Here is a 23,439-nt window from a genome sequence, read left to right on the forward strand (position 1 = left end):
GCCTGCTGAGAGCGAGGCTCAGCCCAGACAACACCGCTTCGTCCGTCCAGCCAACCCCCTTGGGCGCCGCTCGCGGGCCCTCCACGCCGACGGCGGCGGGATCGGACCCCGAATCGGGTGCGATGCGTCCCGCCCGGGACTACGGTGAAGGTGACCGGAAGGGATGCCATGGCGGAGCCGACAGCAGCACCACGCGTCACGCGGAACGAGACGACCCACGAGTACGAGATCTGGGTGGGCGATGTCCGCGCCGGCATCTCCGGCTACAAGCTGAGGCCCGGGCAGGTGGTGTTCACGCACACCGAGATCGATCCGGACTTCGGCGGGCAGGGGCTCGGCAGCATCCTCGTGGAGGGTTCGCTCGAGGACGTCGTGTCGCGCGGGGAGAAGATCGTCCCCTACTGCCCGTTCGTGCAGGCGTACCTGCGGAAGCATCCGGCGTTCGAGGCGCACGTCGAGTGGCCTGCGGAACGCCCCGCCGAGCCGGACGAGGACGGCGCGTCGGCATGACCAGGCTGGACACCGGGGGTGAGACCGAGCTGTGCGCCGCGACCGATGATTCGACGACGCGCGTCCTCGAATCGCGCGAGGTCCCGCTCGGCGGCGTCCGCGGCTTGAGCGTTCACCGGTCCCTCCCGCAACGCGAGTTGCCGATGGTGGGCGCCTGGTGCTTCCTCGACCGTTTCGATGAGGAGGCGGCCGTCATGCGCGTCCTCCCCCACCCCCACACGGGACTGCAGACCGTCACCTGGCCGCTCGACGGCGACATCCGGCATCGCGACAGCGTCGGGAGCGACGTCATCGTGCGGCCGGGCGAACTCAACATCATGACGAGCGGCTACGGCGTCTCGCACTCGGAGTTCTCCCTGGGCGACGAACCGTCGTCGATGCACGGCCTCCAGCTGTGGGTGGCCCTGCCGCGCGATGTCGCCGACGGCGATCCCGCGTTCGCACAGCACACGGAGCTGCCGGTCTTCGAGACGGACGGTCTGCGGGCGACCGTGCTCGTCGGGTCGCTCGGCGATGCGGAGTCGCTCGCGCTCGTGCACACGCCGCTCCTCGGTGCGGATGTCATGCTCGATGCGGGCGCGTCCGCCTCGATCCCCGTGGATCCGGCCTTCGAACACGGCGTTCTCGTCCTCTCGGGGACGGTGGAGATCGCGGGGACGGAGTTGCGTTCCGGTCCGCTCCTCTACCTCGGCACAGGTCGCGACGCGGTGCACGTTTCGACGTCGGACGGCGCTCGGTTCGTCCTCCTCGGCGGCGTCCCGTTCGGCGAGGAGCTCGTCATGTGGTGGAACTTCGTTGCGCGCAGCCACGATGAGATCGCGTCCGCCCGGGAGGATTGGGAACGCGGCGCCGTGCGCTTCGGAACGGTCGCGGGACATGGCGCGGATCACATCCCGGCTCCCCCGCTCCCGAACGTGCGCCTCACGCCTCGCCGCCGCTCGCTCTGAGCTGGTCATCGGTCGCTCGCGCCCGTCTTCTGCAGCGCCTCGGGGAGAGCTGTCCTGCTCCGGTGTGTTCACAACTCAGGAGCGCTCCGGCGTGTCGGGCCGCCGAGACGGCGCGGCGGAGGCGACACACCGCACCCGTCCTGAGTTGTGAACACCCGGCTGGATGACGGCGCGACTGAGCGGGCCGATGGGACGGCCCGGACGATGACGGCGACAAGCTGAGCGATCGCCCAGTGGACGACAGTCGCTGGAGACGAGGTGCGCGACAAAGGATAGGCTGGCCTCACGGCCCGTCAGCCGCGTCGCCGTCCTCGTCGAGGCATCGCGAACGACTGCTCAGGGCTCCGGACCTCCACGACCGTCCCGAACGGAGCACCATGAACCGACTGAGCACGCGCCTGCTGCTCACCTGCGCAGCGATCGGCGTCGGCGGCGGCCTCGTCTTCGTCGTCAGCGGGTACGTCGGCGGTGCGATCTCGGCCACGGCGCCCGTGCTCTACGGCATCATCATCGGCGTCTACTTCCTGCCCGGCGTCGTCTCGCAGGCGCTGCTCCGGCGTGCCGGCGTCGCGCTCATCACGGGCGTGACCGCCGGACTCGTCTCGGCGGCCTTCAGCCCACAGTGGTTCTTCCGCTACTTCGGCACGGGCCTCGCGATCGGCCTCCTCCAGGAGCTGCCGTTCGCGATCACGCGCTTCCGCAATTGGAAGCCGTGGATCTTCTACCTGGCGGCGGGCATCGCCGGTCTCGTCTTCGGCGGCGGAGTGCTCGTCGCCCTCGGCATCAACCACTTCGCACCGGCCGCCCAGGTCGTCTACATCGCCCTCTTCGTGCTCAGCCCGATCGCGTTCACAGCGCTCGGTCGAGGCATCGCGGCGGCCCTCACCCGCGCCGGCGTCGGACGCTCGCTGAGCTTGCCCGTCGACCGTCGGACGGCGACCGTCGTCTCTGCTACCGCTGGCACCTCATCCACCGTCACCTCGACCACCGCCAGCACCGGCATCGATGCAGGAACGGGCGGCGACGCAAGCGATGGCGCGCCCTCCACGGGCACGACCGGGACCACCCCGACCACGGGCGGTCGCTGAGCGCACGGTCCCCGGACCCGTCAGCCCGAACGCACCCGTGACCGCGACCCCACCACCACCAGACGAGCCGTTCGCTGCGGCCCCACGTCCGGCATCGGGCGCATCGCCGAACTCGATGCACGCGGCGACCTCGGTTCGCGATGTCCGCATCCGACACGACGAACGCGCCGCCTCCACTCCGGACGGCGTCTCGTTCGAGGTCGCGCAGGGTGAGGTCGTCCTCCTCCTCGGACCGAGCGGCTCGGGCAAATCGACGCTCGCGCTCGCACTCAACGGTCTGATCCCGCACGCGGTCCCAGCGACGCTCGACGGGACGGTCGTCACGGGCGGACTCGACACGGCCACCGCGTCCGTCGCACAACTGAGCGAACACGTCGCGATGGTCTTCCAGGACCCCGACTCGCAGATCGTGACCGGCACCCTCCTGGACGAGGTCTGCTTCGGTCCTGAGAACCAGCTGCTTGCGGTCGACGAGGTCCTCGCGCGCGCCGAGCGGGCGCTCCGACAGGTGGGGCTGTGGGAGCGCCGGGCGGAGAACCCGGATCGGCTCTCCGGCGGCGGTCGGCAGCGCCTCGCCATCGCCTGTGCGCTCGCGATGGGCAGCAGCCTCTTCGTCCTCGACGAGCCGACCGCCAACCTCGACCCCGCCGGGATCGACGAGGTCTACGCGGTCCTCCGCGACCTCGTCCAGGAACGCCAGCACGCCGTGGTGCTCGTCGAGCACAACCTCGACGCCGCGATCGACCTCGTCGACCGGGTCGTCGTCCTCGATCGCGCAGGCCGCCTCGCCTTCGACGGACCGACGCGCGAGATCCTCCTCGGCCACCTCGACGAGCTCCTCGCGATGGGGGTGTGGGTGCCGGTCGCGACGCTCGCCGGGCTCCGGCTGCGTGATGCAGGAGTGGCGCTCGACCCGCTCCCCTTGACCCCGGCCGAGCTCGCGACGGCGCTCAACGCGCAAGCGGAGCTGCCCGCGCTGTCAGGGCACATCCCCCCGGACCCTGAGCACACCGCCCCGGTCCCCGAGCACACAGCCCCGGTCCCCGAGCACACAGCCCCGGTCCCTGAGCGCGCCACCCCGGTCCCTGAGCTTGTCGAAGGGCGGAGTCCACAGAACCCTTCGACAGGCTCAGGGACCGGAATGACAAGCTCAGGGACCGGCCCCAGCTCGGGGAGCGGAAACTCCGCGACTCCCGCCGTCTCCGTCCACGGACTGACCGTCACACGCGGCAAACGGGAGATCCTGCACGACGTCTCCCTCGACATCGGCGCGGGTGATTTCGTCGCCGTCATCGGGACGAACGGCGCGGGGAAGACCACGCTCGTGCAGGCGATCGCGGGGGTCGTCGCTCCGCCGCGCGGGCACGTCCGGGTCGGCGGCATCGATCCCGGCCGCAGCGACGTGCGCACCCTGGCGGCGGCCATCGGCTTCGTCTTCCAGAATCCCGAGCACCAGTTCATCATGCACACGGTTCGCGAGGAGCTTGCGCACGGGCTGCGCATCCGCGGGGTCGCCGATGCCGAGATCACCCGGCGAGTGGATGAGATGCTCGTGCGATTCGGACTCGAGTCATTGCACGATGTGCATCCGTTCCTGCTGTCAGGCGGCCAGAAGCGACGGCTGTCGGTCGGGACGGCGCTCATCGCGGGCGCTCCCGTGCTCGCACTCGACGAACCGACGTTCGGGCAGGACCGCGAACGCGCCGTCGAACTGTTGGGGCTCCTCGGTGACCTCAATCGGCAGGGCACGACCGTCATCGTGGTCACGCACGACATGCAGCTCGTAGCGGACGATGCGAGTCACGTCGCGGTCCTCGACGACGGCCGCCTCCTCGCCTACGGGCGGACTGCCGACATCCTCGCCGACGACGCGCTCATCGAACGCGCCGGGCTCCGTCTGCCGCCGCTCGCGCAGGCGATGCGCGCGGTCGACCGTCACCCGAGCTGGCAGCACCTGGCTCGTCTGCAGGATCTGCCGTCCGAGCCGCACCCGGTTCCCGAGCACCCGGTCCCTGAGCCGCACCCAGTCCCCGAGCCGCACCCGGTCCCTGAGCTTGTCGAAGGGCGGAGTCCACAGAACCCTTCGACAGGCTCAGGGACCGGGAGCCCGCCCTCATCCTCCACGGCGGACGACGCATGAGCGCCGCGACCATCGATCCGTACGCCACGACGACCCATCCGGCGTACCGCTTCCTCTACCGACTCAACCCGCTCGCCAAGCTCGCGGCGCCCCTCCCCGCGATGATCGTGCTCGTCTTCCTGCGCGACATCGCGACGCCCGTCCTCTTCATCGGACTGGGTCTGCTCCTCATCCTCGTCGGCGCGACCCTCACGAAACGCACGGCGCTGCTCCTGTTCGTCGTGTTGCCGCTCGTCATCGCCGTCGGGTCGCTCAGCTTCGGGCTCTGGACGGACAGCGCACACGTCGACCGTTCCGTGATCCTCTTCCAGGTCGGCGACTACCGCTTCTACCTGGGCGCACTCGTGGTCGGCCTCGCGACGGCGCTCAGGCTGATGAGTCTGCTCGTGCTCGCGTTCATCGGCGGGTTCACGACGAGCGGTCCCGACTTCGTCCGGTCGATGATCCAGCAGCTCCACGTGCCCTACCGCATCGGCTACACGGCACTCGCCGCGTATCGCTTCGTGCCGCGGTTCGGACACGAGCTCGAGGTCATCCGCTCCGCGCATCGGGTTCGCGGGATGGTCGGTGGTCGCGGTCCGATCGCGGCCGTCCGTCGTTCCGTCGGCTACATCGTGCCGTTGCTCGCCGGAGCGATCCGGCATGCGGAGCGGGTGGCGCTCGCGATGGACTCCCGCGCGTTCGGCGCGCACTCCCAGCGCACGGAACGGTCGATCATCCCGTTCCGGACGCGCGACTGGGTGTTCATGATCCTCTTCTGGATCGCCACCGGCGCGATCCTCATCTGGTCCTTCTCCCCCGGTCCCTGAGCGCGGCGCCCGCTGCATCCCGCGCGCCCGCCGAGCCCGCCCGGCCTACCCGCCTGCCTACCTGCCTGCCTGCCTGCCTACCTCTCGCCGACGTCACCACCACAACTCCTTCGATGTGCGTCGGCGTAGCATCCGGATCCGCGGAATTCCGGGGATCCAGGATGTCGGCATGCTCGAATCGAAGGAGTTATGCGCGCACCAGCAGGTCTGGCCGGCCCGGTCGAAACCGGTCAAGCGCAGCTGGTCACGGCTCAGCGAGCGGCGAGCTCCCCGACGAGGGCCCGCGCCCCACGCGTGTGCAGCACGTCGAGCGCGTGCACGTACGCGGCCGTGAAGACGGCGTCGTCGACGAGGTCTCCGAACAGCTCCCGGTTCCGCAGGAATGCGAGCGGGTCGATGCGCTGCGAGCGCGCCACCTCGGCGAGCGCCGCCGGTTCGGCATCGGGAAGCGCCATCGAGCCGCCCTGTTCATCGACTCCTTCCGCGTACCGGGCCCAGGAGGCGACGACGGCGGCGCCCAGCGCGATGTCCCGACCCGCGGCGAGGTTGTCGCGGACGATCGGCAGCACCAGCTGCGGGATCCCGGCAGAGGGATTCGATCCGAGCCGCGCGAGCGTGTCGAGGACGGCCGGGTTCGAGAAGCGGAGGACGAGCGTGTCCGTGTACTCGGCGAGGTCCATCGGGGCCCCACTGAGGGTCGGTGAGACCTCGTCGTCCATGTACCGGCGGAGGAACGCCTCGAATTCGGGATCCTGCATGACCTCGTGCGTGTAGGAGTATCCGGCGAGCATCCCGAGGTACGCCAATGCCTGATGGGTTGAGTTGAGGAGCCGGAGTTTGACCCGCTCGTACGGTTCGGCGTCGTCCACGATCGTCACGCCGGCGTCCTCGTACGGCGGTCGGCCTGAGACGAAACGGTCCTCGAGCACCCACTGCTCGAAGGTCTCGGCGACCACCGGCCACGCATCTTCGATGCCGAACTCGTCGGCGATCCGGGCGATGTCCTCCGGCGTCGTGACCGGGGTGATGCGGTCGACCATCGAGTTCGGGAACGGGATGTTCTCGTCGATCCAGGCGGCGATCTCCGGATCCTTCAGCCGCGCGAACGAGACGAACGCCGTCTGCGCAGCATCGCCGTTGTGTTCGAAATTGTCGCAGGACATGATCGTGAACGGTGCGATGCCGCGCTCCCTGCGGCGGCGGATCGCTTCCGTCACGAGGCCGAACACGGTCGCGGGGACGGCTCCGTCTGCGAGGTCTGCGACGATCGCCGGGGCCGTCTCATCGAACACCCTCGTCGTGATATCGATGTTGTACCCGAACGCCGTGATCGTGAGGCTCACGATGCGCACGTCTGGCGATGCGAGGCGCTCGATGGCCGCTTCGGGTTCGTCGAGCGCGTGGATGTACTCGACGATCGAACCGATGACACGGGCGTCGAGGCTGCCGTCGTTGGGCTTGAGCGCCAGCGTGTAGAGCTCGTCCTGGGGCACCAGGGCGTCCCTCAGACGGCGGTCGCCGGGGAGGACGCCGATGCCGCAGATGCCCCAGTCGAGGGCGAGGCCCGCATTCATCAATCGGTCGAGGTACATGGCCTGGTGCGAACGGTGGAAGCCGCCGACGCCGACGTGCACGATGCCGACGGAGACGGCGGAACGGTCGTAGACGGGTCCGGGGACGTCGGCGGGGAGGTGGGCGATGGCGGCGTTGTCGAGTCGCATGGAGGCGAGCATACGCACGAGCGCTGCATGCGGCATCCGTCGGGATTCGAAACGGGCACGAACCGGGCACGAAACCCACCTGAACCGGACACTGGCCTCGCGACTCTCGCGGAATGACGAAAGCCCCTCACGGAGTTCGGGGGAACACCGTGAGGGGCTTCGGTACTGAATCGCTCCTGTTCCTCCAGGGTACGCCGATCTCTCCGCTTCGCAAGTGGCCGTTTCCGGTGGGTTGGTGCACCGTCAGAACCGCGATGACCGCGAGCCGGCGAGAGTCGCTTCCCGCCCTGCGATGATCGCCGGCAACCGTGAATGGGATTCGTTCCACAGGGCGACGTCAGTGTTGAGCGAGCGGAGAATCCGGAGAACTTGCGCGTGGTCGAATTCGAGGTCTCGTGTGAAGATCGGCTCGTGGTGAGCAATGCGGTTCCGCAACTTCCTGAGCCGCTCAAGCGAAGCATGCAGCGAGCCTCGCCGACCGTGACTCCGGTCGAAGGCCATTCGAACCGAAGGCTCCCACAGCTGTGCGTGATAGCAGTTGGCGAGCAATCCGGTCCAGAATCCGAAGCTGAGTTCGGCCACGACATGCCCTGCCACCCAACGATCGCGCTTCGTTCGATCCAACGAAACCGTTACGCGACGAATACTCGCATGATCGCCCGCAGTCAGCGTGGTGGAGAGCCACCATTCATCCCGCCCGCAAAAACGTGCGAGTTGCGCGTGCAACGCGTTCCGAAGTGTCACCTCAAGCAGATGGAAGTCGCCCCACAAGCTCGCCGCGACTTCCACATTCCATGAATACAGACGGATCGCGCGCGCGGTATCGCCGTCGGTGGCCTCGAGATACGTCGAAAAGCGGTCGTCGCCAATCGCGAACGGGAGCATCAGCAGCTCGGCGGGGTCATGGGGTTCCACTCTGCACCTCGATCTCGTACGATTGATTTCGTAAGCCCCGGACGAGGCACTTCGGTGTCGGCGCGCCGGGGCACTTCTCTGCGCTGCTCCGAGCGACCACGACTCTCTTCTCGCGAGTCGATGACTGAGCAACTGTCACAGGCGGCAGCCACATCAGTCAAGCACTCATATATGAGATGTGGATAACTTCTCCGGCCCGAAACCGCTAGCGTTGAGGACCGTGAGCACCGAGACGAACCCGTGGGCGAGCGTCGACGAGTCCGTGTTCTCGCCCGCCGGCCTCACGCGGGAGGACGTCCGGCCGGACGTCGACGGGCTCGACTACGACGGCATCGAATACACTGTGTCCGGCTTGCGCATCGTCGGTCGATTCGCTCGCATCACCCCAACGAAGAACGGGGCGTTCGTCGCCGTCTGGAGACGCGCGGCAGACGGCGGGACCCGGCCGTTCGACGTCGCTGATCCGTTCGACGCCTTCACCATCGCCGTGCGCGAAGGGGCATCGTTCGGTCTGTTCGTCTTCCCGAAGGCGGCACTCGTGGGGTACGGGCTCGTTTCGGCCGACAGATCCGGCGCTGTGTCCGATGACGGCAGTGGCGATGGCGATGGCGTTCGCACTCGCACTCGCACTCGCACGAGCGTCGGCAAGCGCGGCTTCCGCCTCTACGCGCCATGGGTCGCCCCGTCGAGCCGCCAGGCCGAGCGCTTGCAGGCCCAGCAGGCGCCTCACTTCCTCGACCTCACAGCGGGTCCCGCCTCCTCCGCCGACGTCAGCCGCCTCTTCGCCGCCTGATCAGATGAACGCCCCTGGGATCGGGGAGTGGCATCAGTCGGCGGAGGGCGCCCAGGGGTTGTTGCGGACGAGCTCCTGCTGGGCGTTGTGCTGGGCGATCGCCGTGCCGACGCTCGTCGCGAGGGCCACACCTGCACCGCCGAGCAGGATCAACCCGGATGCCGCAACGGCCGCCACAGCGATCCTCAGGGCGAAGCGCTGCTTGGCGACGAGCGGGCGCCCGGTCTCCGGATCATCCGGAGCCTTCGCCGACCGGTCGTGGTCACCTGAGGCTGGTTCGGCAACCATCAGCGCACCTCGGTCACGGGACCGGTCGATGCGGGAAGGATCGGTGCAGGACCGGTCGAGGCCGACACGGCAGGAGGCGTGCGACGGCGCCGCCAGGTCAGGATCGACGGCGACCACCACAGAGCGGCCGCGAGGAAGACGATCGCGAGACCGATGCTCATGACGGAGATGAGGAGATCGAGTTGCCACATGCGGGCGACGATCACTTGGGCGGTCGCGCTCACGAACCAGAGGACGTCAGCACTGCGCTGCAGGATGAGCACCGAGGGCACGAGGAGGAGGGCCCCGATGCTCCTCGTCGCGCGCGAACAGACCAGGATCGTGCCGAGGATCGCGAAGAACGTGAGGACGAGCAGCCACCTGGTTCCGGGCGGGACCGCCGTCGTATCGCCGATGACGAGGGCCCGGACGACACGCACGAGCGTGAAGACTCCGGTGCCGGCGAGCGTGAGGCCGAGCATGAACAGGACGGCAGCGAGCGACGCCCCGATGCGACGGATCGACATCGGGACGGGCGATGCCGCCTCACCGTTGCGGAGTCGTTCGACCCGCCAGGCGAGGTCGGCCGGCACGCCGCGGATCCACCGGCCCATGATCGACCGCGCCGCCGATGCGGGCGTCGCGCCGGAGGACTCCGCGTGCAGTGCTTCATCGTGGAGGTCCGCGGCGATCTCGTCCCGGCGCTCAGCGGCGACGCGCGGATCGAGGTCACGCGTGTACCACTCGCACCAGGCGAGCACCCGCCGAGCCGAGCGACGGTAGGGGCCCGAGCGGATGACGGTCATGCGTGCCTCACCGCAGCGGTCGCGCCGTTCGCGGCGGGGCGTGCCGATGCAGCGCGCTCACGTTCGGCCTGCTGGAGACGCTGTCGTTCCGCGGTCACGGCTTCCTGTCCGACGGGCGTGACGCGATAGAGCCGACGACGAGGACGCCCTTCCGCCTCGGACAGGGACGGGTCCTCCCAGGCCGATTCGAGGGCGCCCGCCGCCGTCATCCGGGCGAGGGCCTTGTAGAGCGTCCCGTGGGCGATGAGGCTTTCGCGACCGTCCTGCTCGGAGAGCCGCTTCGCGATCGAGAACCCGTAGACCCCCTCGCCCTCGTGCTGGAGCGCGATGGCGCAGTCGAGGATCTCGAGTTCCAGGGGGAGCCAGGCTCCGGCGCGACGTCGTGGCATGACATCCACTATAGGAACATAGGTTCCTCATGTCCACTTCGCGGAAAAGAGGGCCACCCGATCGAACATATGTTCTAATGGAGTCATGCGGTGGAGCGGACAGGAACTCGGCACGGAGACCACGTCGGCGCTGCCCGGCCTCGCCAAGCTCAACAACCTCGTGCGGAGCGTGCAGACGCCCGAGTTCGCCGGCGTCACCTTCCATGAGATCCTCGCCAAATCGGCGCTCAACAGGGTGCCAGGCCAATCCGAGATGCCGTTCGGCTGGACCATCAACCCCTACCGTGGCTGCTCGCATGCCTGTGTGTATTGCTTCGCGCGACCGACGCACGAGTATCTGGACCTCGACGCGGGGCGCGACTTCGACACGCAGGTGATCGTCAAGGTCAACGTGGCCGAGGTCGTCGCCAAGGAACTCGCGAAGCCCAGCTGGGGCAAACACCCCGTCGCCCTCGGCACCAACACCGATCCCTACCAGCGCGCGGAAGGGAAGTACCGGCTCATGCCCGGGATCATCGACGCCCTCGCGGACTCCGGAACACCCTTCTCCATCCTCACGAAGGGCACTCTGCTCCGACGCGACCTCCCCCTGCTCGCCGAGGCGGCACAGCGCGTCCCCGTCGACCTGGCGATGTCCATCGCCATCTTCGACGACGAACTCCAACACTCGATCGAGCCCGGCACCCCGACCGCCACAGCCCGCCTCGCGACCGTCACGGCAGCGCGGGATCAGGGCTTCGACGTGAGCGTGTTCATGATGCCGATCCTCCCCTACCTCACCGACTCCGTCGCCCACCTCGACGACGCGCTCACCCGCATCGCACAGGCCGGAGCCACCTCCGTGCTCTACTCGGCGCTGCACCTCAAAGCGGGCGTGAAGCCCTGGTACATGCAGTGGCTCGCACGCGAACACCCAGAACTCGTCGACCGCTACGAGGACCTCTACCGCACGGGCATGCACGCGCCCAAGGAGTACCGGCGCTGGCTGGCGGCACGCATCCGCCCCCTCATCCGTGCGCACGGCCTCGAACGCGGACGAGAAGACCCCGCGACAGGCGGCGTGCGGTCGAGCGCGATCGGGATGATGCGCAACGATGAAGGCGAACGCGTCAGCGTCCACAAGGGCGTCCGATTCGACGACCTCGCCAGGAGCGGCGCCCCGATGACCGGCCTGCAGGTGCAGCCCACGCTGTTCTGAGTCGTGGTATTCCGGGGCCGACGCTCGAAGCGGCGGCGGGCGCAGCGAGTTGCGGTGAGTCGCCCCGAGTTGCACTGACTTGGACCGACGAACCGCGGCTCTTCCACCACAACTCCTTCGATTTCGACATCGCCCGGAGAACTGGCCCGGAATTCCGGGGCTCCGATCCGCAGCGGCGCAGAATCGAAGGAGTTATGCGTGAAGGAGTTGTGAGGGCGGGGCGACAGTCGGCCCGGGATGCATCGGTCAGGCGATCAGGCGGCGCGACGGTCAGGCGGCGCGACGGTCAGGCGGCGCGACGGTCAGGCGTCGGGGATGAGGCGCTTGCTCAAGACGACGACGTCATCGACGCCGTAGCCGATCGCCCGGTAGAAGCCGACGACCTGCTCATTGCCGGTGCGCACCATGAGGTTCAGCTTCGGGCAGCCGAGCTCGGTCAGCAGGCGTTCGGCCTCGACCATGAGCGCCTGGCCCAGGCGCTCGCCACGACGGGACGGTGCGACCGCGAGGTAGTGGACCCACCCGCGATGACCGTCGTAGCCGACCATCGCCGTCGCGATCACCTCGCCACCGTGCTCGCCGACCAGGAACAGCTCCGGCTGGTTGGTGAGCTTTCGCTCGATGTCCTTCGCGGGATCGTTCCACGGCCTGGTCAGCCCGGAGGCCTCCCAGAGGGCGACGACGACGGGCTGGTCTGACACGGCGAACGGGCGGATCTGCATCCCTCCAGTCTGGCGCAAGCCATCCCGTGTCGAGGCGGTCCACGTGCCATGATGTGGACATGTCTGACGCCGCCGCTCACGAAACCGACACCGCTCTCGTCGCCGCCATCGCCGAGCAGGAACGCGAACTCCGCTTCGCCGCCTTCGATCACACCGATGCCTGGAAGCTCGGCAACATCCTCCACGACCTGGCCGCCGAACGCGAGCACCCGGTCTCCATCGCCGTGCTCCTCGGCGAACAGCGCGCGTTCCAGTGCGGGCTCCCCGGGTCGAGCGCGGAGAACGACGACTGGATCATGCGCAAGGCGCGCACGGTGCGGATCTTCGATCACGCATCATGGTTCGTCGGCGCGCAGTTCCGGCTCGACGGTCGTGACTTCGCGGCGGAGTCCGGACTCGATCCCGAACTGCACGCGGCCCACGGCGGGGCGTTCCCGATCCACGTGGGCGATGAGCTCGTCGGCGTCGTCGCCGTGAGCGGTCTGACGCAGGCGACCGATCACGCCCTCGTCGTCGAGGCTCTCCGCCTCACCCTCCCCTAGCTCGCGAGGTGTCACATATGGCTCGTTCGGTACGTCCGTTACGAGCCATATGTGACACCTCGCGGGCTGGGAGGGGCGGGCGTAGGGAAACGTAACGGGCGGGAACGCGCACGTACGGATGCGTAGCGTCGGGAGGCATGACGCACGACACCCCTCCCCGAAACGACGCTGACACCAGCAGCAGCAGCACGCAGCGATCCCGAGACGACGCGGACAGCAGCACGAGCAAGAGCAGCAGTAGCACGCACGCACCCCGGCACCTCATCCTCGGCGCGATGTTCCGCGCGCTCGGCGCATATCCGTCGGGCTGGCGGCAGCCGGGCGCCCACCACGACCCCGCCGATGACGGCACGATCATCCGCCAGGTCGCGAAGCTCGCGGAGGACGCCCGCCTCGACTACCTCTTCTTCGGCGACTGGCTCGCGACCGGCCATGACCTCGAGTACCGCGACCCGTACCTCCTCGCTCGCATCGACCCGGTGAGCGCAATCACCTTCGCCGCGGGGATCACCGAACGCATCGGCCTCATCGCCACGGCGAACACGACCTACTCCGATCCGTACACGCTCGCCCGGAGCACGGCATCCGTCGACATCCTGTCCGGAGGGCGTGCGGGGCTGAACCTGGTCACCGGCGCAGAGCCGCGCGCGGCGGGCAATCACGGGCGGGATGCCCACCAGGGCAACGCCGACCGATACGACCGGGCCGAGGAGTTCGTCGGTGCGCTCCGGTCGCTGTGGGACTCCTTCGAGGACGACGCGTTCGTGGGCGATCAGGATGGCGGCGTCCTCATCGACCCGACGAAGCTGCACCGGAGCGACATTGTCGGCTCGACTCTCAGCGTCACTGGTCCGTTGAACGCCGCGAGACCGCCGCAGGGGCACCTGCCGATCGTCAACGCGGGGACCTCGCCGCGGTCGCGCGAGCTCGTCGCGGCCCACGCGGACCTCGCGCTCGTCGCGGTGCCGACCCTCCAGGCCGGCATCGAGCTGCGGGCGAGCCTGCGCGCGGAGGCCGCCGCGAACGGCCGCGATCCCGATGCACTCAAGGTCATCTCGCCGATCCTGCCGGTCGTCGCCGAAACGACCGAGGAGGCGTGGGCGATCGTCGATCGGCTGCTCGACGGCATCCCCGTCGACGATCGTGTTCCGGCCGACACGGCGGGTTCGACGAGAGCGCCCCTCCCCGATGCGTTCCCGACGAACCGCACGATCGCGGCCCTCGCCGAAACCGTCGGCGCAGACCTCGCCGGGAAGCGTCTCGCCGATGTCGTCACGGACGCGGACCTCGCGGGATTCTCCGATGCGGGTCGCCGGCTCGTCGCACTCGTCGGCGAGCGCACGGGTCGCGTCGTCGCCCCTGTCCAAGGCCACGAGCGGCCCGGAAACGATGACGAATCGGCCGCAATCGACGACGAAACGACGGCGAACGCGCCATCCAGCCCTTCCGGACACCGCTTCGTAACCTTCCGTCATCTGCTCGTGACGAGCGTGGTTCCGGCCGCGATCGTGGCCGGTGACGCGGTGACCGTCGCCGATCACTTCGAGCGCTGGTTCCGCGCGGGGGCAGTCGACGGCTTCAATGTCCTGACGGCGTTCCAGCCGGCCCAGTTCGAGGCGTTCACGGGGCTCCTGGTCCCGGAATTGCAGCGGAGAGGCCTGTTCCGGACCGAGTACAGCGGTCACACCCTCCGCGAGCATCTGGGCCTCGAACGACCCGAGAACGTGCACGTGCGGGCTGCCGCGTCGCGCGCTGCGGCGGCTGCGTCGGAGGCCGCCGAGAGCCCCTTGCACACGTCCGACGACCGTGTGCCCCAAACCGTCTCCTGACCTCGGAAACGGCTTCCCGAAGGCCGGATGACGGCGAACGGACCCCCGCTCGTCACATTTCGTCCTGTTGCCCAACAGGCGTTCTTGAATCCCTACTGTTGGTGCCACGCTCATCGTCGCGCCGTTCCCAGCACCCCCGAATCGCACCCTCCGCGGAGCACCGGACCACAGCATCGTCCGGCCGCAAGAGGGCGTCCACCCCAGCAATCGAAAGCGAACAACCATGCCCCGACCAGCCCTTCGCCGCATCCTCGCGGCCGGGATCGCCGCCATCGCCGCGACCGCGCTCCTCGCCTCGTGCGCCGGCGGCGCAGCCCCCGCCTCGACCTCCGGTTCCGGCGGCGACCCGATCACGGGTGGCACCCTCACCTACCTCGAGTACCAGCCGTACACGAACCTGTACCCGCCGCAGGCGGGCTTCTACCCCAACGGCGGCATCGTCAACAACATCACCGATCGCCTGACCTACCAGGACCCGAAGACGCTCGAGATCGAGCCGTGGCTGGCCACGAAGTGGACGGTCAACGCCGATGCGACGGAGTACACCTTCACCCTGCGCGACGGCGTCACCTTCTCCGACGGCACGCCGCTCGATGCTGCAGCGGTCGCGAAGAACTTCGACACCTACGGCCTCGGCAACCAGGAGAAGGCGCTCACGATCTCCGAGGCCGTGAACAACTACCAGGGCAGCACGGTCGTCGACCCGCACACGGTCACGTTCACGTTCTCCGCTCCGGCGCCCGGATTCCTGCAGGCGACGTCGACCATCACCTCCGGCATCGTCTCCCCCGCGACGCTCGACCAGAACCTCGAAGGGTTCGGCGCGGGCAACGCGAAGAACATCATCGGTTCCGGCCCGTTCACGGTGAGCGACGAGAAGATCGGTACCGAGCTGAAGCTCAAGGCCCGTGACGACTACGACTGGGCTCCGCCGTCCCTCAAGCACCAGGGCCGCTCCTACCTCGACGGCATCGACATCGTCGTGACCCCGGAGGACAGCGTCCGCATCGGCGCCCTCACCTCCGGCCAGGCCGACTACATCCGCTACGTCCAGGCATTCGACGAGGCACAGGTCGAGGCGGCAGGCTTCGACATCCACGCTCCACAGACGCGTGGAGTGAACAACTCGCTGTATCTGCGGTTCACGAACCCGATCCTGAGCGACATCAAGGTCCGTCAGGCGCTCGTCGCCGGCGTCGACACCCAGGAGGTCGTCGACACGATCTACACGAAGAACTACCCGAAGGCGACCTCGTCGCTCTCGTCCACGGCGCTCGGTTACAAGGACGAATCGGCTCTCCTGAAGTTCGACCCGAAGAAGTCCGCGACGCTCCTCGACGAGGCCGGCTGGAAGCTCGGCTCGGACGGCATCCGAGAGAAGGACGGCGCCAAGCTGTCCCTCGACGTGTACGAGTCGAAGGCGCAGCCGCTCTCGAAGCAGGCGCTCGAGCTCGTGAGCCAGCAGCTCAAGAAGATCGGCGTCCTGCTCAACGTGAAGTCGGCCGATGCCGGCAGCTACGCGGAGGACATCAAGGACCCGCTGAAGACGCCGCTGCTGAACTCGATGGTCGGCCGCGCCGATCTCGACGTGATCAAGAGCCAGTTCTACACGAAGAACCGCAACGTGCTCCTCTCGAACGACACGAAGCTCGACGAGCTCCTCCTGGCCGTCGCCTCCGAACCGGACCCGAAGAAGCGCCTCGAAGCGGACGCCGCCGTGCAGGACTACCTCGCCGAGCAGGCGTACGTGATCCCGCTCTTCGAAGAGCCCCAGGTCTACGGCTCCGCGCCGTACGTGAAGGGCGTCGAGTTCGAGTCCGTCGGTCGCCCGACGTTCTACGACGTCTGGCTCGACAAGAAGTAGCGATGTCGGGAGCGCGCGATCGGGTGATCGCGCGCTCCCTGCGTTCCCGCCGTCGTTCGCGACGTCCGGTCCAGTCCGCTCGATCACACGCCCTCGATCGCACACCCTCGCTCACCCGCCATCCGACCGCCGCCCAACCGCCCCAGCCCGGCCGCCCGCACCAGGAGGACCAGCTCATGAGATCCACCTTCGATCCCCGCTTCGTGCTGCAACGGGTCGGCCAGGCGGTCATCGTCCTCGTCGCCGCGTTCACGGTCACGTTCGTGCTCCTGCAGGCGTTGCCGGGCGACGCCATCATGATCAAGTTCGAGAACCCGGAACTGGGCCTCTCGCCGCAGCAGATCGCGGACATCCGCGTCGCGTACGGTGCGGACGTCCCCGTACCGATCCAGTTCTGGCACACGCTCATCGGCTTCGTGCAGGGCGACTTCGGATACTCGATCCAGAGCGGCACCCCCGTCCTGAAGCTCCTCGCCGAGGTCCTCCCCGAGACGCTCAAACTCGCGTCGATCGGGTTCCTCCTCGCCGTCGTCATCGCGGTCGGCGTCGCGTTCCTCTCCGCCCTCACGCCGTTCGCGTGGCTCGCGAACCTCCTCCGTTCACTGCCCGGCCTGCTCGTCTCCGTGCCCGTGTTCTGGCTCGGCATCGTACTCATCCAGGTGTTCTCGTTCCAGTTGAAACTCGTCCCGGTCATCGGCGCCGATCCGTTCCAGGCGCTCATCCTGCCGGTCGTGACGCTCGCCGTGCCGATCTCGGCGCCGCTCGCGCAGATCCTCGTGCGGTCGATCGACGAGGTCAGACTGCAGCCGTTCGTCACGGTCGTCCGGGCGAAGGGCGCGAGCCCGTCGTGGGTGCTGTGGCGGAATGTCGCGAAGAACGCCGTGCTGCCCGTCATCACGATCGCCGGCGTGCTCTTCGGCGAGCTCATCGCGGGCGCCGTCGTGACGGAGACCGTGTTCGGGCGCGCCGGCATCGGCCGCCTCACCGAGCAGGCCGTGTCCCAGCAGGACACCCCCGTGCTGCAGGCGATCGTCGTCCTCGCCGCGCTCGTCTTCGTCGTCGTGAACCTCGCTGTCGACCTCCTGTATCCCGTACTCGATCCGAGACTGTCCAAGAGAGTGGGGGCGTCCGTATGAGCACGCCGATCAACGAATTGCAGGCCGATGTCGCTGGGACCGTTCCAGCTTCGGCGGCCGGGGCCGGGGCTGCGGCATCCGGTCTTGCGCGACCCGGCGGACCGTCCGGCCCCGCGGGTCCAGGCGGACCTTCTGGACCGTCCGGCCCCGCTGGCCCCGCCGCGCTCGCTCCCGCGGGTCGGCGCCGCGGTCTCTTCGGGCGGTTCGGCCGCATCCAGATCACGCTCGTCCTCGCCTGGCTCGTCATCGCGATCGCGCTCGCCTGGGCCATCGCACCCGGCCTCTTCACGAGCTTCGACCCGCTCACGGGCGTGCCGGCTGAGAAGCTGCAGGGCCCGAGCGCCGCGCACTGGTTCGGCACCGACTCGATCGGCCGAGACCTGCTCGCCCGCGTCATCCACGGCTCCGTCAACTCGCTGTCCGGCGCGCTCATCGCCGTCACGGTCGGCCTCGTCGTCGGCACCGTCATCGGTGTCCTCGCGGGATCGAACGGCGGCCTCCTCGACGACATCCTCATGCGCGTCGTCGACGTCCTCCTCTCGATCCCCGGCCTCCTGCTCTCGCTCAGCATCATCATCCTGCTCGGCTTCGGCACGACCAACGCGGCGATCGCAGTGGGCGTGACGAGCGTCGCATCGTTCGCGAGGCTGTCGAGGTCAGAGGTCGTGCGCGTCAGGCGCAGCGAGTACGTCGAAGCGGCGTTCGGCAGTGGCGGCAGCTACCTCGCCGTCCTCGCCAGGCACGTGCTGCCGAACTCGCTCACGGCGGTCATCGGACTCGCGGCCCTCCAGTTCGGCACCGCGATCCTCGCGATCTCCACACTCGGATTCCTCGGCTATGGCGCCCCGCCGCCCACCCCGGAATGGGGCCTCCTCATCGCGGAGGGCCGCAACTACATCGCGACGTCGTGGTGGCTCACCGTCCTCCCGGGTCTCGTGGTCGTCGCCGTCGTGCTCTCGGCCAATCGCATCAGCCAGTCGATCGGGAAGCAGCGATGAGCGCCACGACAGCACGGAACGGCAACTCGGCAACGGCCTCGGCGAGCGCCTCGCCATCAGCAAGCGCCTCGCCAGCAGCAACGCCGGGAGCGCCAACAGGCAACGTCCTCGACGTCTCCGGCCTCAGCGTGTCCTACCGGACGGATGCGGGGACCACGCGTGTGGTCCACGACGTCTCGTTCTCGGTGGGCCAGGGCGAGGTCGTCGCGGTCGTCGGCGAGTCGGGGTCAGGGAAGTCGACCACGGCGCACGCCGTCATCGGCCTCCTCCCCTCCAACGGGCAGCTGGACGCGGGCAGCATCAGCCTGTCCGGCGTCGACATCGCCGGCTGGAACGACAAACGGCTGCAATCCGTCCGCGGCGCGCAGATCGGCCTCGTGCCGCAGGACCCGTCCTCCTCGCTCAACCCCGTGCGCACGATCGGTGCGCAGCTCGGTGAGGTGCTCCGCATCCACAAACGCGGCGACCGTCGGGCGATCGATGCGCGCGTGCTCGATCTCCTGTCGCGTGTCGGCCTGTCCCGTCCGGAGCTCCGCGCCAGGCAGTACCCGCACGAGCTCTCGGGCGGCATGCGGCAGCGCGTCCTCATCGCGATCGCGATCGCGCTCGAACCGCAGCTCATCATCGCCGACGAACCGACGAGTGCGCTCGACGTGACCGTCCAGCGCACGATCCTCGACCTCCTCGACGACCTGCGCACCGAGTTCGGCACCTCGGTCCTGTTCGTCACGCACGACCTCGCGGTCGCCTCCGACCGCGCCTCGCGGATCATCGTGATGAAGGACGGCCGAGTCGTCGAGCACGGACCCACCACCGAACTCCTCGCGAACCCGACCGTCGACTACACGAAACGGCTCCTGTCCGACGCCCCGTCGCTCCGCGTCGAGGACTTCCTCGAACCGCGACCGCCGCTCTTCCTGCGCGATGCCGATGTGGCGGCCGCGGAGAGCGCATCGGCGATCGTGGTGAAGGGGCTCACGAAGGACTTCAGCACCGGGCGCCGCGCGAGCGACGTGTTCCGTGCCGTCGACGACGTCTCCTTCACCGTCGCACGCGGCACGACCCACGCGCTCGTCGGCGAGTCCGGCTCGGGCAAGACCACGACGGCGCGCATCATCGCGCGATTCGAGAAGCCGGATGCCGGCACGATCTCGCTCGACGGCATCGACGTCGGTTCGATCCCGTCGAAGGGCGTCCGCGAACTGCGGCGGCACGTGCAACTCGTCTACCAGAACCCGTTCGGTTCGCTCGATCCCAGGCAATCGGTCGGCTCGATCATCGCCGAACCGCTCCAGAACTTCCGGATCGGCGACCGCACCAGCCGGACGAAGCGTGCCGCGGAGCTCGTCGACCGGGTCGCCCTCCCCGCCTCGGTCCTCGGCCGGAAACCCCGGGAGCTCTCCGGCGGACAGCGGCAGCGCGTGGCGATCGCCCGCGCCCTCGCGATCGAACCGCGCGTCCTCATCCTGGACGAAGCCGTCTCGGCGCTCGACGTCACCGTGCAGGCGCAGATCCTCGAACTCCTCCAAGGCCTCCAGGAGGAACTCGGCCTCACCTACCTGTTCATCTCGCACGACCTCGCCGTCGTCCGGCAGATCAGCCACACCGTCTCCGTCATGAGCGCGGGACGCGTCGTCGAGAGCGGCACCACGCGCGCCGTGTTCACGAATCCCGAAGACCAGTACACCCAACACTTGCTCGCGGCCGTGCCCGGGCGGATCGGAGCGGGCGGCCGATGACCGACACCCTCACAGCACCCAAGCGGCTCTCGTTCTTCACCAGGGTCCTCGACGACACGAGCGCTCGCGAACGCTACCGGTTCGCGACCGAACAGATCGTGCACGCCGAGCGCTTCGGCTTCGACGGAGCCTGGCTCGCGCAGCACCACTTCAGCGGACAGGAGGGCGGCCTGCCCTCTCCGCTCGTCCTGCTCGCGAACATCGCCGCGAAGACGTCCACCATCCGACTCGGGACGGGCATCATCACGCTCCCGCTCGAGGACCCCGTGCGGGTCGCGGAGGACGCCACGGTCCTCGACCTCGTCTCCGGCGGCCGCGTGGAACTCGGGATCGGCAGCGGCGGGACCCCATCGTCGTTCCCCGTCTTCGGACAGGTGAGCTCCGAGCGCGGCAGCGTGTACGAGGAGAAGCTCGACACCCTGTTGCGCGCGCTCGGCGGAGGCGAACTCGGCGAGACCAAGCGCCAGCTGTACCCGGAGGGCTGCCGACTCCTCGGCGCGATCTGGCAGGCGACGTTCTCCGTCTCGGGCGGCACCCGCGCAGGACGACACGGCCACGGGCTGATGCTGTCGCGCACCCAACCACGACCCGCCGATGCGCCCCACGCGTCGCTCGCGGACCTCCAGCTGCCCATCGTCGACGCATACGAGGAAGCGCTCGTGCCGGGAATCGCACCACGCATCGTCGGCTCTCGCAGCCTCTTCGTCGCCGACGATCGCGCGGAAGCGCGCCGGTACGCCGAGGTCGGGCTGCGCCGGGTCGTCGAACAGTTCCGGGCGAGCGGACAGCACATCCCGGGCGACACGCTCGACGAGCTCATCGCCGGCTTCGACACGCACGTCGGGACCGTCGAGGACGTCGTCGAATCGCTCGCCGCCGATCGCACGCTCGACCGCGTGACCGAGGTCGCGTTCCAGGTGCACTCCGTCGACCCGCCCCACGAACTCATCCTGCGCTCCATCGAGCTGATCGCGACGGAGGTCGCGCCCGCGCTCGGTTGGACCGACGGTCCTCGCCCGCTGACCCTGTCGAAGGGCGCCGTCGCCCCCTGAGCGACCCGGTCCCGGAGCCTGCTCCGGCCCCCGAGCCCGCTCCGGTCCCTGAGCCCGCTCCGGTCCCTGAGCCCGCTCCGGTCCCTGAGCCTGTCGAAGGGCCCACCTCCCCGAACCACCCGGTCCCTGAGCCTGTCGAAGGGCGCCCACAACCAGTAAGGAAGCCAGTGCCTACAGCCACCGTCGACGTGATCGACCTCCTCGTCGGGATCGACCCCGACACCAGTCTCGACGCCCTGCGCCGCATCCGCCCGGAGACGCGCAACAACGCCCAGGCCAGCTACGACGCGCTCTTCGAACCGCGCGACGCCGGCGAGGTGACCGCACTCGAACGCTTCGCCATCGCTTCGTTCGTCGCTTCCCTGAACGGTGACGCCGCGATCACCGAGCACTACCTCGGCCGACTCGCAGCGCTCGATGGCGGCACCGCCCTCGCTGCGACGATCGCCGAGGAGGCCGCGGCCGGTGCGACGACCGGTCCGTACGGCGCATACCCGCACGATGGCCCGCTGCAGGCCGAGAACACGACCGGTCTCGTCTACGCCGTGCAGTCCGGCAACGCTGCATCGCTCGGTCGGCTCGCCGCTGCGCTCGAACACACGCATCTGCTCGTCTTCCGTCCGCGCGAGGCGTCCAGCGCCGCCCTGCAGCGTCTGCTCGACGCCGGTTGGTCGACGAACGACATCGTCACGATCTCGCAGCTCGTCGCCTTCCTGTCCTTCCAGTACCGGGTCGTCGTCGGCCTGCGTCTCATCTCCGAGGAGTCCTGACCATGACCGCACCCACTGACGCCGCGACCGCCACAGCGCCCGTCCAGACCCCCGCGACCGAGCACCTCATCGAGCACCCGGGCATCGACTCCCCCACTGCATTCACGCAGGCGGAACTCGGCTGGCTGCCGTGGCTCGAACCGTTCCCGATCGAGGACCTCGACGAGCACCACTACGCGGGACTCGTCGACAAGGGCCGCGCATCGTCCGACTACTTCCGGCTGCTCGTCCGCGATCCCGACATCCTCGGTGCGCGCACCCGGACGGACAAGGACATCTTCTACAACGCCAAGGAGGGTCTGCCGCGCGCCGAGCGCGAGCTGGCCGCAGCCGCGACGTCGCGCTTCAACGGGTGCGTGTTCTGTGCGTCCGTGCACGCGCGGTTCGCTTCACACCACTCGAAGCGGACCGATGACGTCCAGCGGCTCCTCGACGACGGCGTCGGTGCCGAGCTCGATGAGCGGTGGCGCGCGATCGTCGACGCGTCGGTCGCTCTCGCCTCGACGCCCTCGCGGCTGGACGCTTCGCACATCGCACGGCTGCGCGAGTTGGGCCTCGACGAGCTGTCGATCGTGGACGTCATCCACGGTGCTGCCTTCTTCAACTGGGCCAACCGGCTGATGCTGTCCCTCGGCGAGCCGGTCAACCCGCCCGCCGTCTGACTCCCAGCCCGCGAGGGGTCGCACATGGCTCGTCCTCACCCCTCGGAACGAGCCATTCGTGACACCTCGCGGGCTGAGGGTGCGGGGCCGGGGCGGCGCTCACTGCGGGCGGGCGAACCAGACGACCGCGGTGATGATGACGAGCACGACGACGAGCACGATGGCTGCGCGAACGATCCGTCGACGACTGAACGTGCCCCTGCGGAACGCGTCGGACGAGACCCGCTCCAAGCCCGGAACGAGCGGCTGGAAGTCCGGCTCCGGCTCGACGTGCGGAGGTCCGGGAGTGCTCTCGTTCGCTTCATCGCGCGCGTTCATGCCCCGAAGGTAGCACGTGGCATACAAGCGGCTCAGCCGTCACCAGCCCGCGAGGGGTCGCACATGGCTCGTCCTCACCCCTCGGAACGAGCCATTCGTGACACCCCGCGGGCTGAGGGTGCGGGATGACCGTGCACGCATCCGCGGATAGGGTTGAGGTGGATTCGCCGGCGCCTGTCGAGTTCGTCCCCCGGGACGGCGCACCGGTGCACCTGCCCGCAGGA

23 protein-coding genes are annotated in these 23,439 nt (G+C 68.8%); 16 read left to right on the top strand and 7 right to left on the bottom strand.

The features are described from left to right. Positions 1-168: 168 nt before the first annotated feature. The 5 genes from ACQ3HB_RS03960 (at position 169) to ACQ3HB_RS03980 (ending at position 5,494) form a co-directional block, all read left to right on the top strand. Positions 169-510: a GNAT family N-acetyltransferase gene (locus tag ACQ3HB_RS03960; RefSeq protein WP_430917953.1), complete on the top strand. Its 342-nt coding sequence runs from the start codon at positions 169-171 to the stop codon at positions 508-510. Next, positions 507-1,457, top strand: coding sequence for a pirin family protein (locus ACQ3HB_RS03965; protein ID WP_430917955.1), 951 nt, complete (start codon positions 507-509; stop codon positions 1,455-1,457). Before ACQ3HB_RS03960 ends, ACQ3HB_RS03965 begins: the two co-directional genes overlap by 4 nt. A gap of 377 nt (positions 1,458-1,834) precedes the next feature. Continuing rightward, positions 1,835-2,545 (top strand): ECF transporter S component, encoded by a 711-nt coding sequence (locus ACQ3HB_RS03970; RefSeq protein ID WP_430917957.1) that lies wholly within the window; start codon positions 1,835-1,837, stop codon positions 2,543-2,545. A 115-nt stretch (positions 2,546-2,660) separates the two neighbouring features. Beyond that, complete coding sequence (locus tag ACQ3HB_RS03975) at positions 2,661-4,685, top strand: ABC transporter ATP-binding protein (RefSeq protein WP_430918418.1); 2,025 nt, start codon at positions 2,661-2,663, stop codon at positions 4,683-4,685. Then, the gene (locus ACQ3HB_RS03980) at positions 4,682-5,494 is read left to right on the top strand and encodes an energy-coupling factor transporter transmembrane component T family protein (RefSeq protein ID WP_430917958.1); all 813 of its coding nucleotides are present in this window, start codon (positions 4,682-4,684) and stop codon (positions 5,492-5,494) included. Before ACQ3HB_RS03975 ends, ACQ3HB_RS03980 begins: the two co-directional genes overlap by 4 nt. A gap of 251 nt (positions 5,495-5,745) precedes the next feature. On the opposite strand, the gene ACQ3HB_RS03985 is transcribed toward ACQ3HB_RS03980, so the two are convergent. Beyond that, the gene (locus ACQ3HB_RS03985) at positions 5,746-7,215 is read right to left on the bottom strand and encodes a mannitol dehydrogenase family protein (protein ID WP_430917960.1); all 1,470 of its coding nucleotides are present in this window, start codon (positions 7,213-7,215) and stop codon (positions 5,746-5,748) included. 243 nt (positions 7,216-7,458) lie between these two features. Further along, the gene (locus ACQ3HB_RS03990) at positions 7,459-8,130 is read right to left on the bottom strand and encodes a hypothetical protein (protein ID WP_430917962.1); all 672 of its coding nucleotides are present in this window, start codon (positions 8,128-8,130) and stop codon (positions 7,459-7,461) included. Between the two features lie 220 nt (positions 8,131-8,350). Here ACQ3HB_RS03990 and ACQ3HB_RS03995 point away from each other — a divergent pair, with 220 nt between their 5' ends. Continuing rightward, a complete protein-coding gene (locus ACQ3HB_RS03995; protein ID WP_430917964.1) occupies positions 8,351-8,923 on the top strand; it encodes a MepB family protein in 573 nt (190 codons plus the stop codon). A 33-nt stretch (positions 8,924-8,956) separates the two neighbouring features. Here the strand turns inward: ACQ3HB_RS03995 and ACQ3HB_RS04000 are convergent, their stop codons facing one another. Genes ACQ3HB_RS04000 through ACQ3HB_RS04010 form a run of 3 tightly spaced genes read right to left on the bottom strand, consistent with a single transcriptional unit; the run spans position 8,957 to position 10,385 of the window. Continuing rightward, complete coding sequence (locus ACQ3HB_RS04000) at positions 8,957-9,211, bottom strand: hypothetical protein (protein ID WP_430917965.1); 255 nt, start codon at positions 9,209-9,211, stop codon at positions 8,957-8,959. Next, positions 9,211-9,996 carry a hypothetical protein gene (locus tag ACQ3HB_RS04005; protein WP_430917967.1) on the bottom strand — a complete coding sequence of 262 codons (786 nt, stop codon included), beginning with the start codon at positions 9,994-9,996 and terminating at the stop codon, positions 9,211-9,213. The genes ACQ3HB_RS04000 and ACQ3HB_RS04005 overlap by 1 nt, the downstream gene beginning before the upstream one ends. Continuing rightward, positions 9,993-10,385: a PadR family transcriptional regulator gene (locus ACQ3HB_RS04010; protein WP_430917969.1), complete on the bottom strand. Its 393-nt coding sequence runs from the start codon at positions 10,383-10,385 to the stop codon at positions 9,993-9,995. Before ACQ3HB_RS04010 ends, ACQ3HB_RS04005 begins: the two co-directional genes overlap by 4 nt. Positions 10,386-10,470: 85 nt before the next feature. On the opposite strand from ACQ3HB_RS04010, the gene ACQ3HB_RS04015 reads away from it, so the two are divergent. Further along, positions 10,471-11,583 (top strand): Rv2578c family radical SAM protein, encoded by a 1,113-nt coding sequence (locus ACQ3HB_RS04015; protein ID WP_430917971.1) that lies wholly within the window; start codon positions 10,471-10,473, stop codon positions 11,581-11,583. 302 nt (positions 11,584-11,885) lie between these two features. On the opposite strand, the gene ACQ3HB_RS04020 is transcribed toward ACQ3HB_RS04015, so the two are convergent. Next, positions 11,886-12,305, bottom strand: a complete 420-nt coding sequence (locus ACQ3HB_RS04020) for a GNAT family acetyltransferase (protein ID WP_430917972.1) — start codon at positions 12,303-12,305, stop codon at positions 11,886-11,888. A gap of 59 nt (positions 12,306-12,364) precedes the next feature. Here ACQ3HB_RS04020 and ACQ3HB_RS04025 point away from each other — a divergent pair, with 59 nt between their 5' ends. The 9 genes from ACQ3HB_RS04025 to ACQ3HB_RS04065 all read left to right on the top strand — a co-directional run bounded on the left by ACQ3HB_RS04025 (position 12,365) and on the right by ACQ3HB_RS04065 (position 22,897). Next, a complete protein-coding gene (locus ACQ3HB_RS04025; protein WP_430917974.1) occupies positions 12,365-12,847 on the top strand; it encodes a heme-degrading domain-containing protein in 483 nt (160 codons plus the stop codon). A gap of 137 nt (positions 12,848-12,984) precedes the next feature. Then, positions 12,985-14,676 carry an LLM class flavin-dependent oxidoreductase gene (locus tag ACQ3HB_RS04030; RefSeq protein WP_430917976.1) on the top strand — a complete coding sequence of 564 codons (1,692 nt, stop codon included), beginning with the start codon at positions 12,985-12,987 and terminating at the stop codon, positions 14,674-14,676. 223 nt (positions 14,677-14,899) lie between these two features. Then, on the top strand, positions 14,900-16,540 hold the full coding sequence (locus ACQ3HB_RS04035) for a TIGR04028 family ABC transporter substrate-binding protein (protein ID WP_430917978.1): 1,641 nt from the start codon (positions 14,900-14,902) through the stop codon (positions 16,538-16,540). 176 nt (positions 16,541-16,716) lie between these two features. Then, positions 16,717-17,676, top strand: coding sequence for an ABC transporter permease (locus ACQ3HB_RS04040; RefSeq protein ID WP_430917979.1), 960 nt, complete (start codon positions 16,717-16,719; stop codon positions 17,674-17,676). Next, positions 17,673-18,674: an ABC transporter permease gene (locus tag ACQ3HB_RS04045; RefSeq protein WP_430917981.1), complete on the top strand. Its 1,002-nt coding sequence runs from the start codon at positions 17,673-17,675 to the stop codon at positions 18,672-18,674. The genes ACQ3HB_RS04040 and ACQ3HB_RS04045 overlap by 4 nt, the downstream gene beginning before the upstream one ends. Beyond that, entirely contained in the window at positions 18,671-20,413 is a 1,743-nt protein-coding gene (locus ACQ3HB_RS04050) for a dipeptide ABC transporter ATP-binding protein (protein WP_430917982.1), read from the top strand. The genes ACQ3HB_RS04045 and ACQ3HB_RS04050 overlap by 4 nt, the downstream gene beginning before the upstream one ends. After that, on the top strand, positions 20,410-21,465 hold the full coding sequence (locus tag ACQ3HB_RS04055) for a putative FMN-dependent luciferase-like monooxygenase (protein WP_430917984.1): 1,056 nt from the start codon (positions 20,410-20,412) through the stop codon (positions 21,463-21,465). The genes ACQ3HB_RS04050 and ACQ3HB_RS04055 overlap by 4 nt, the downstream gene beginning before the upstream one ends. Positions 21,466-21,632: 167 nt before the next feature. After that, positions 21,633-22,235 carry a CMD domain protein gene (locus tag ACQ3HB_RS04060; protein WP_430917986.1) on the top strand — a complete coding sequence of 201 codons (603 nt, stop codon included), beginning with the start codon at positions 21,633-21,635 and terminating at the stop codon, positions 22,233-22,235. A 2-nt stretch (positions 22,236-22,237) separates the two neighbouring features. Beyond that, positions 22,238-22,897 carry an alkylhydroperoxidase domain protein gene (locus ACQ3HB_RS04065; protein ID WP_430917988.1) on the top strand — a complete coding sequence of 220 codons (660 nt, stop codon included), beginning with the start codon at positions 22,238-22,240 and terminating at the stop codon, positions 22,895-22,897. 99 nt (positions 22,898-22,996) lie between these two features. Here the strand turns inward: ACQ3HB_RS04065 and ACQ3HB_RS04070 are convergent, their stop codons facing one another. After that, positions 22,997-23,215: a hypothetical protein gene (locus ACQ3HB_RS04070; RefSeq protein ID WP_430917990.1), complete on the bottom strand. Its 219-nt coding sequence runs from the start codon at positions 23,213-23,215 to the stop codon at positions 22,997-22,999. Positions 23,216-23,439 lie beyond the last annotated feature (224 nt).

This window comes from Plantibacter lichenum (genome assembly GCF_050587525.1).
Taxonomy (GTDB): domain Bacteria; phylum Actinomycetota; class Actinomycetes; order Actinomycetales; family Microbacteriaceae; genus Plantibacter.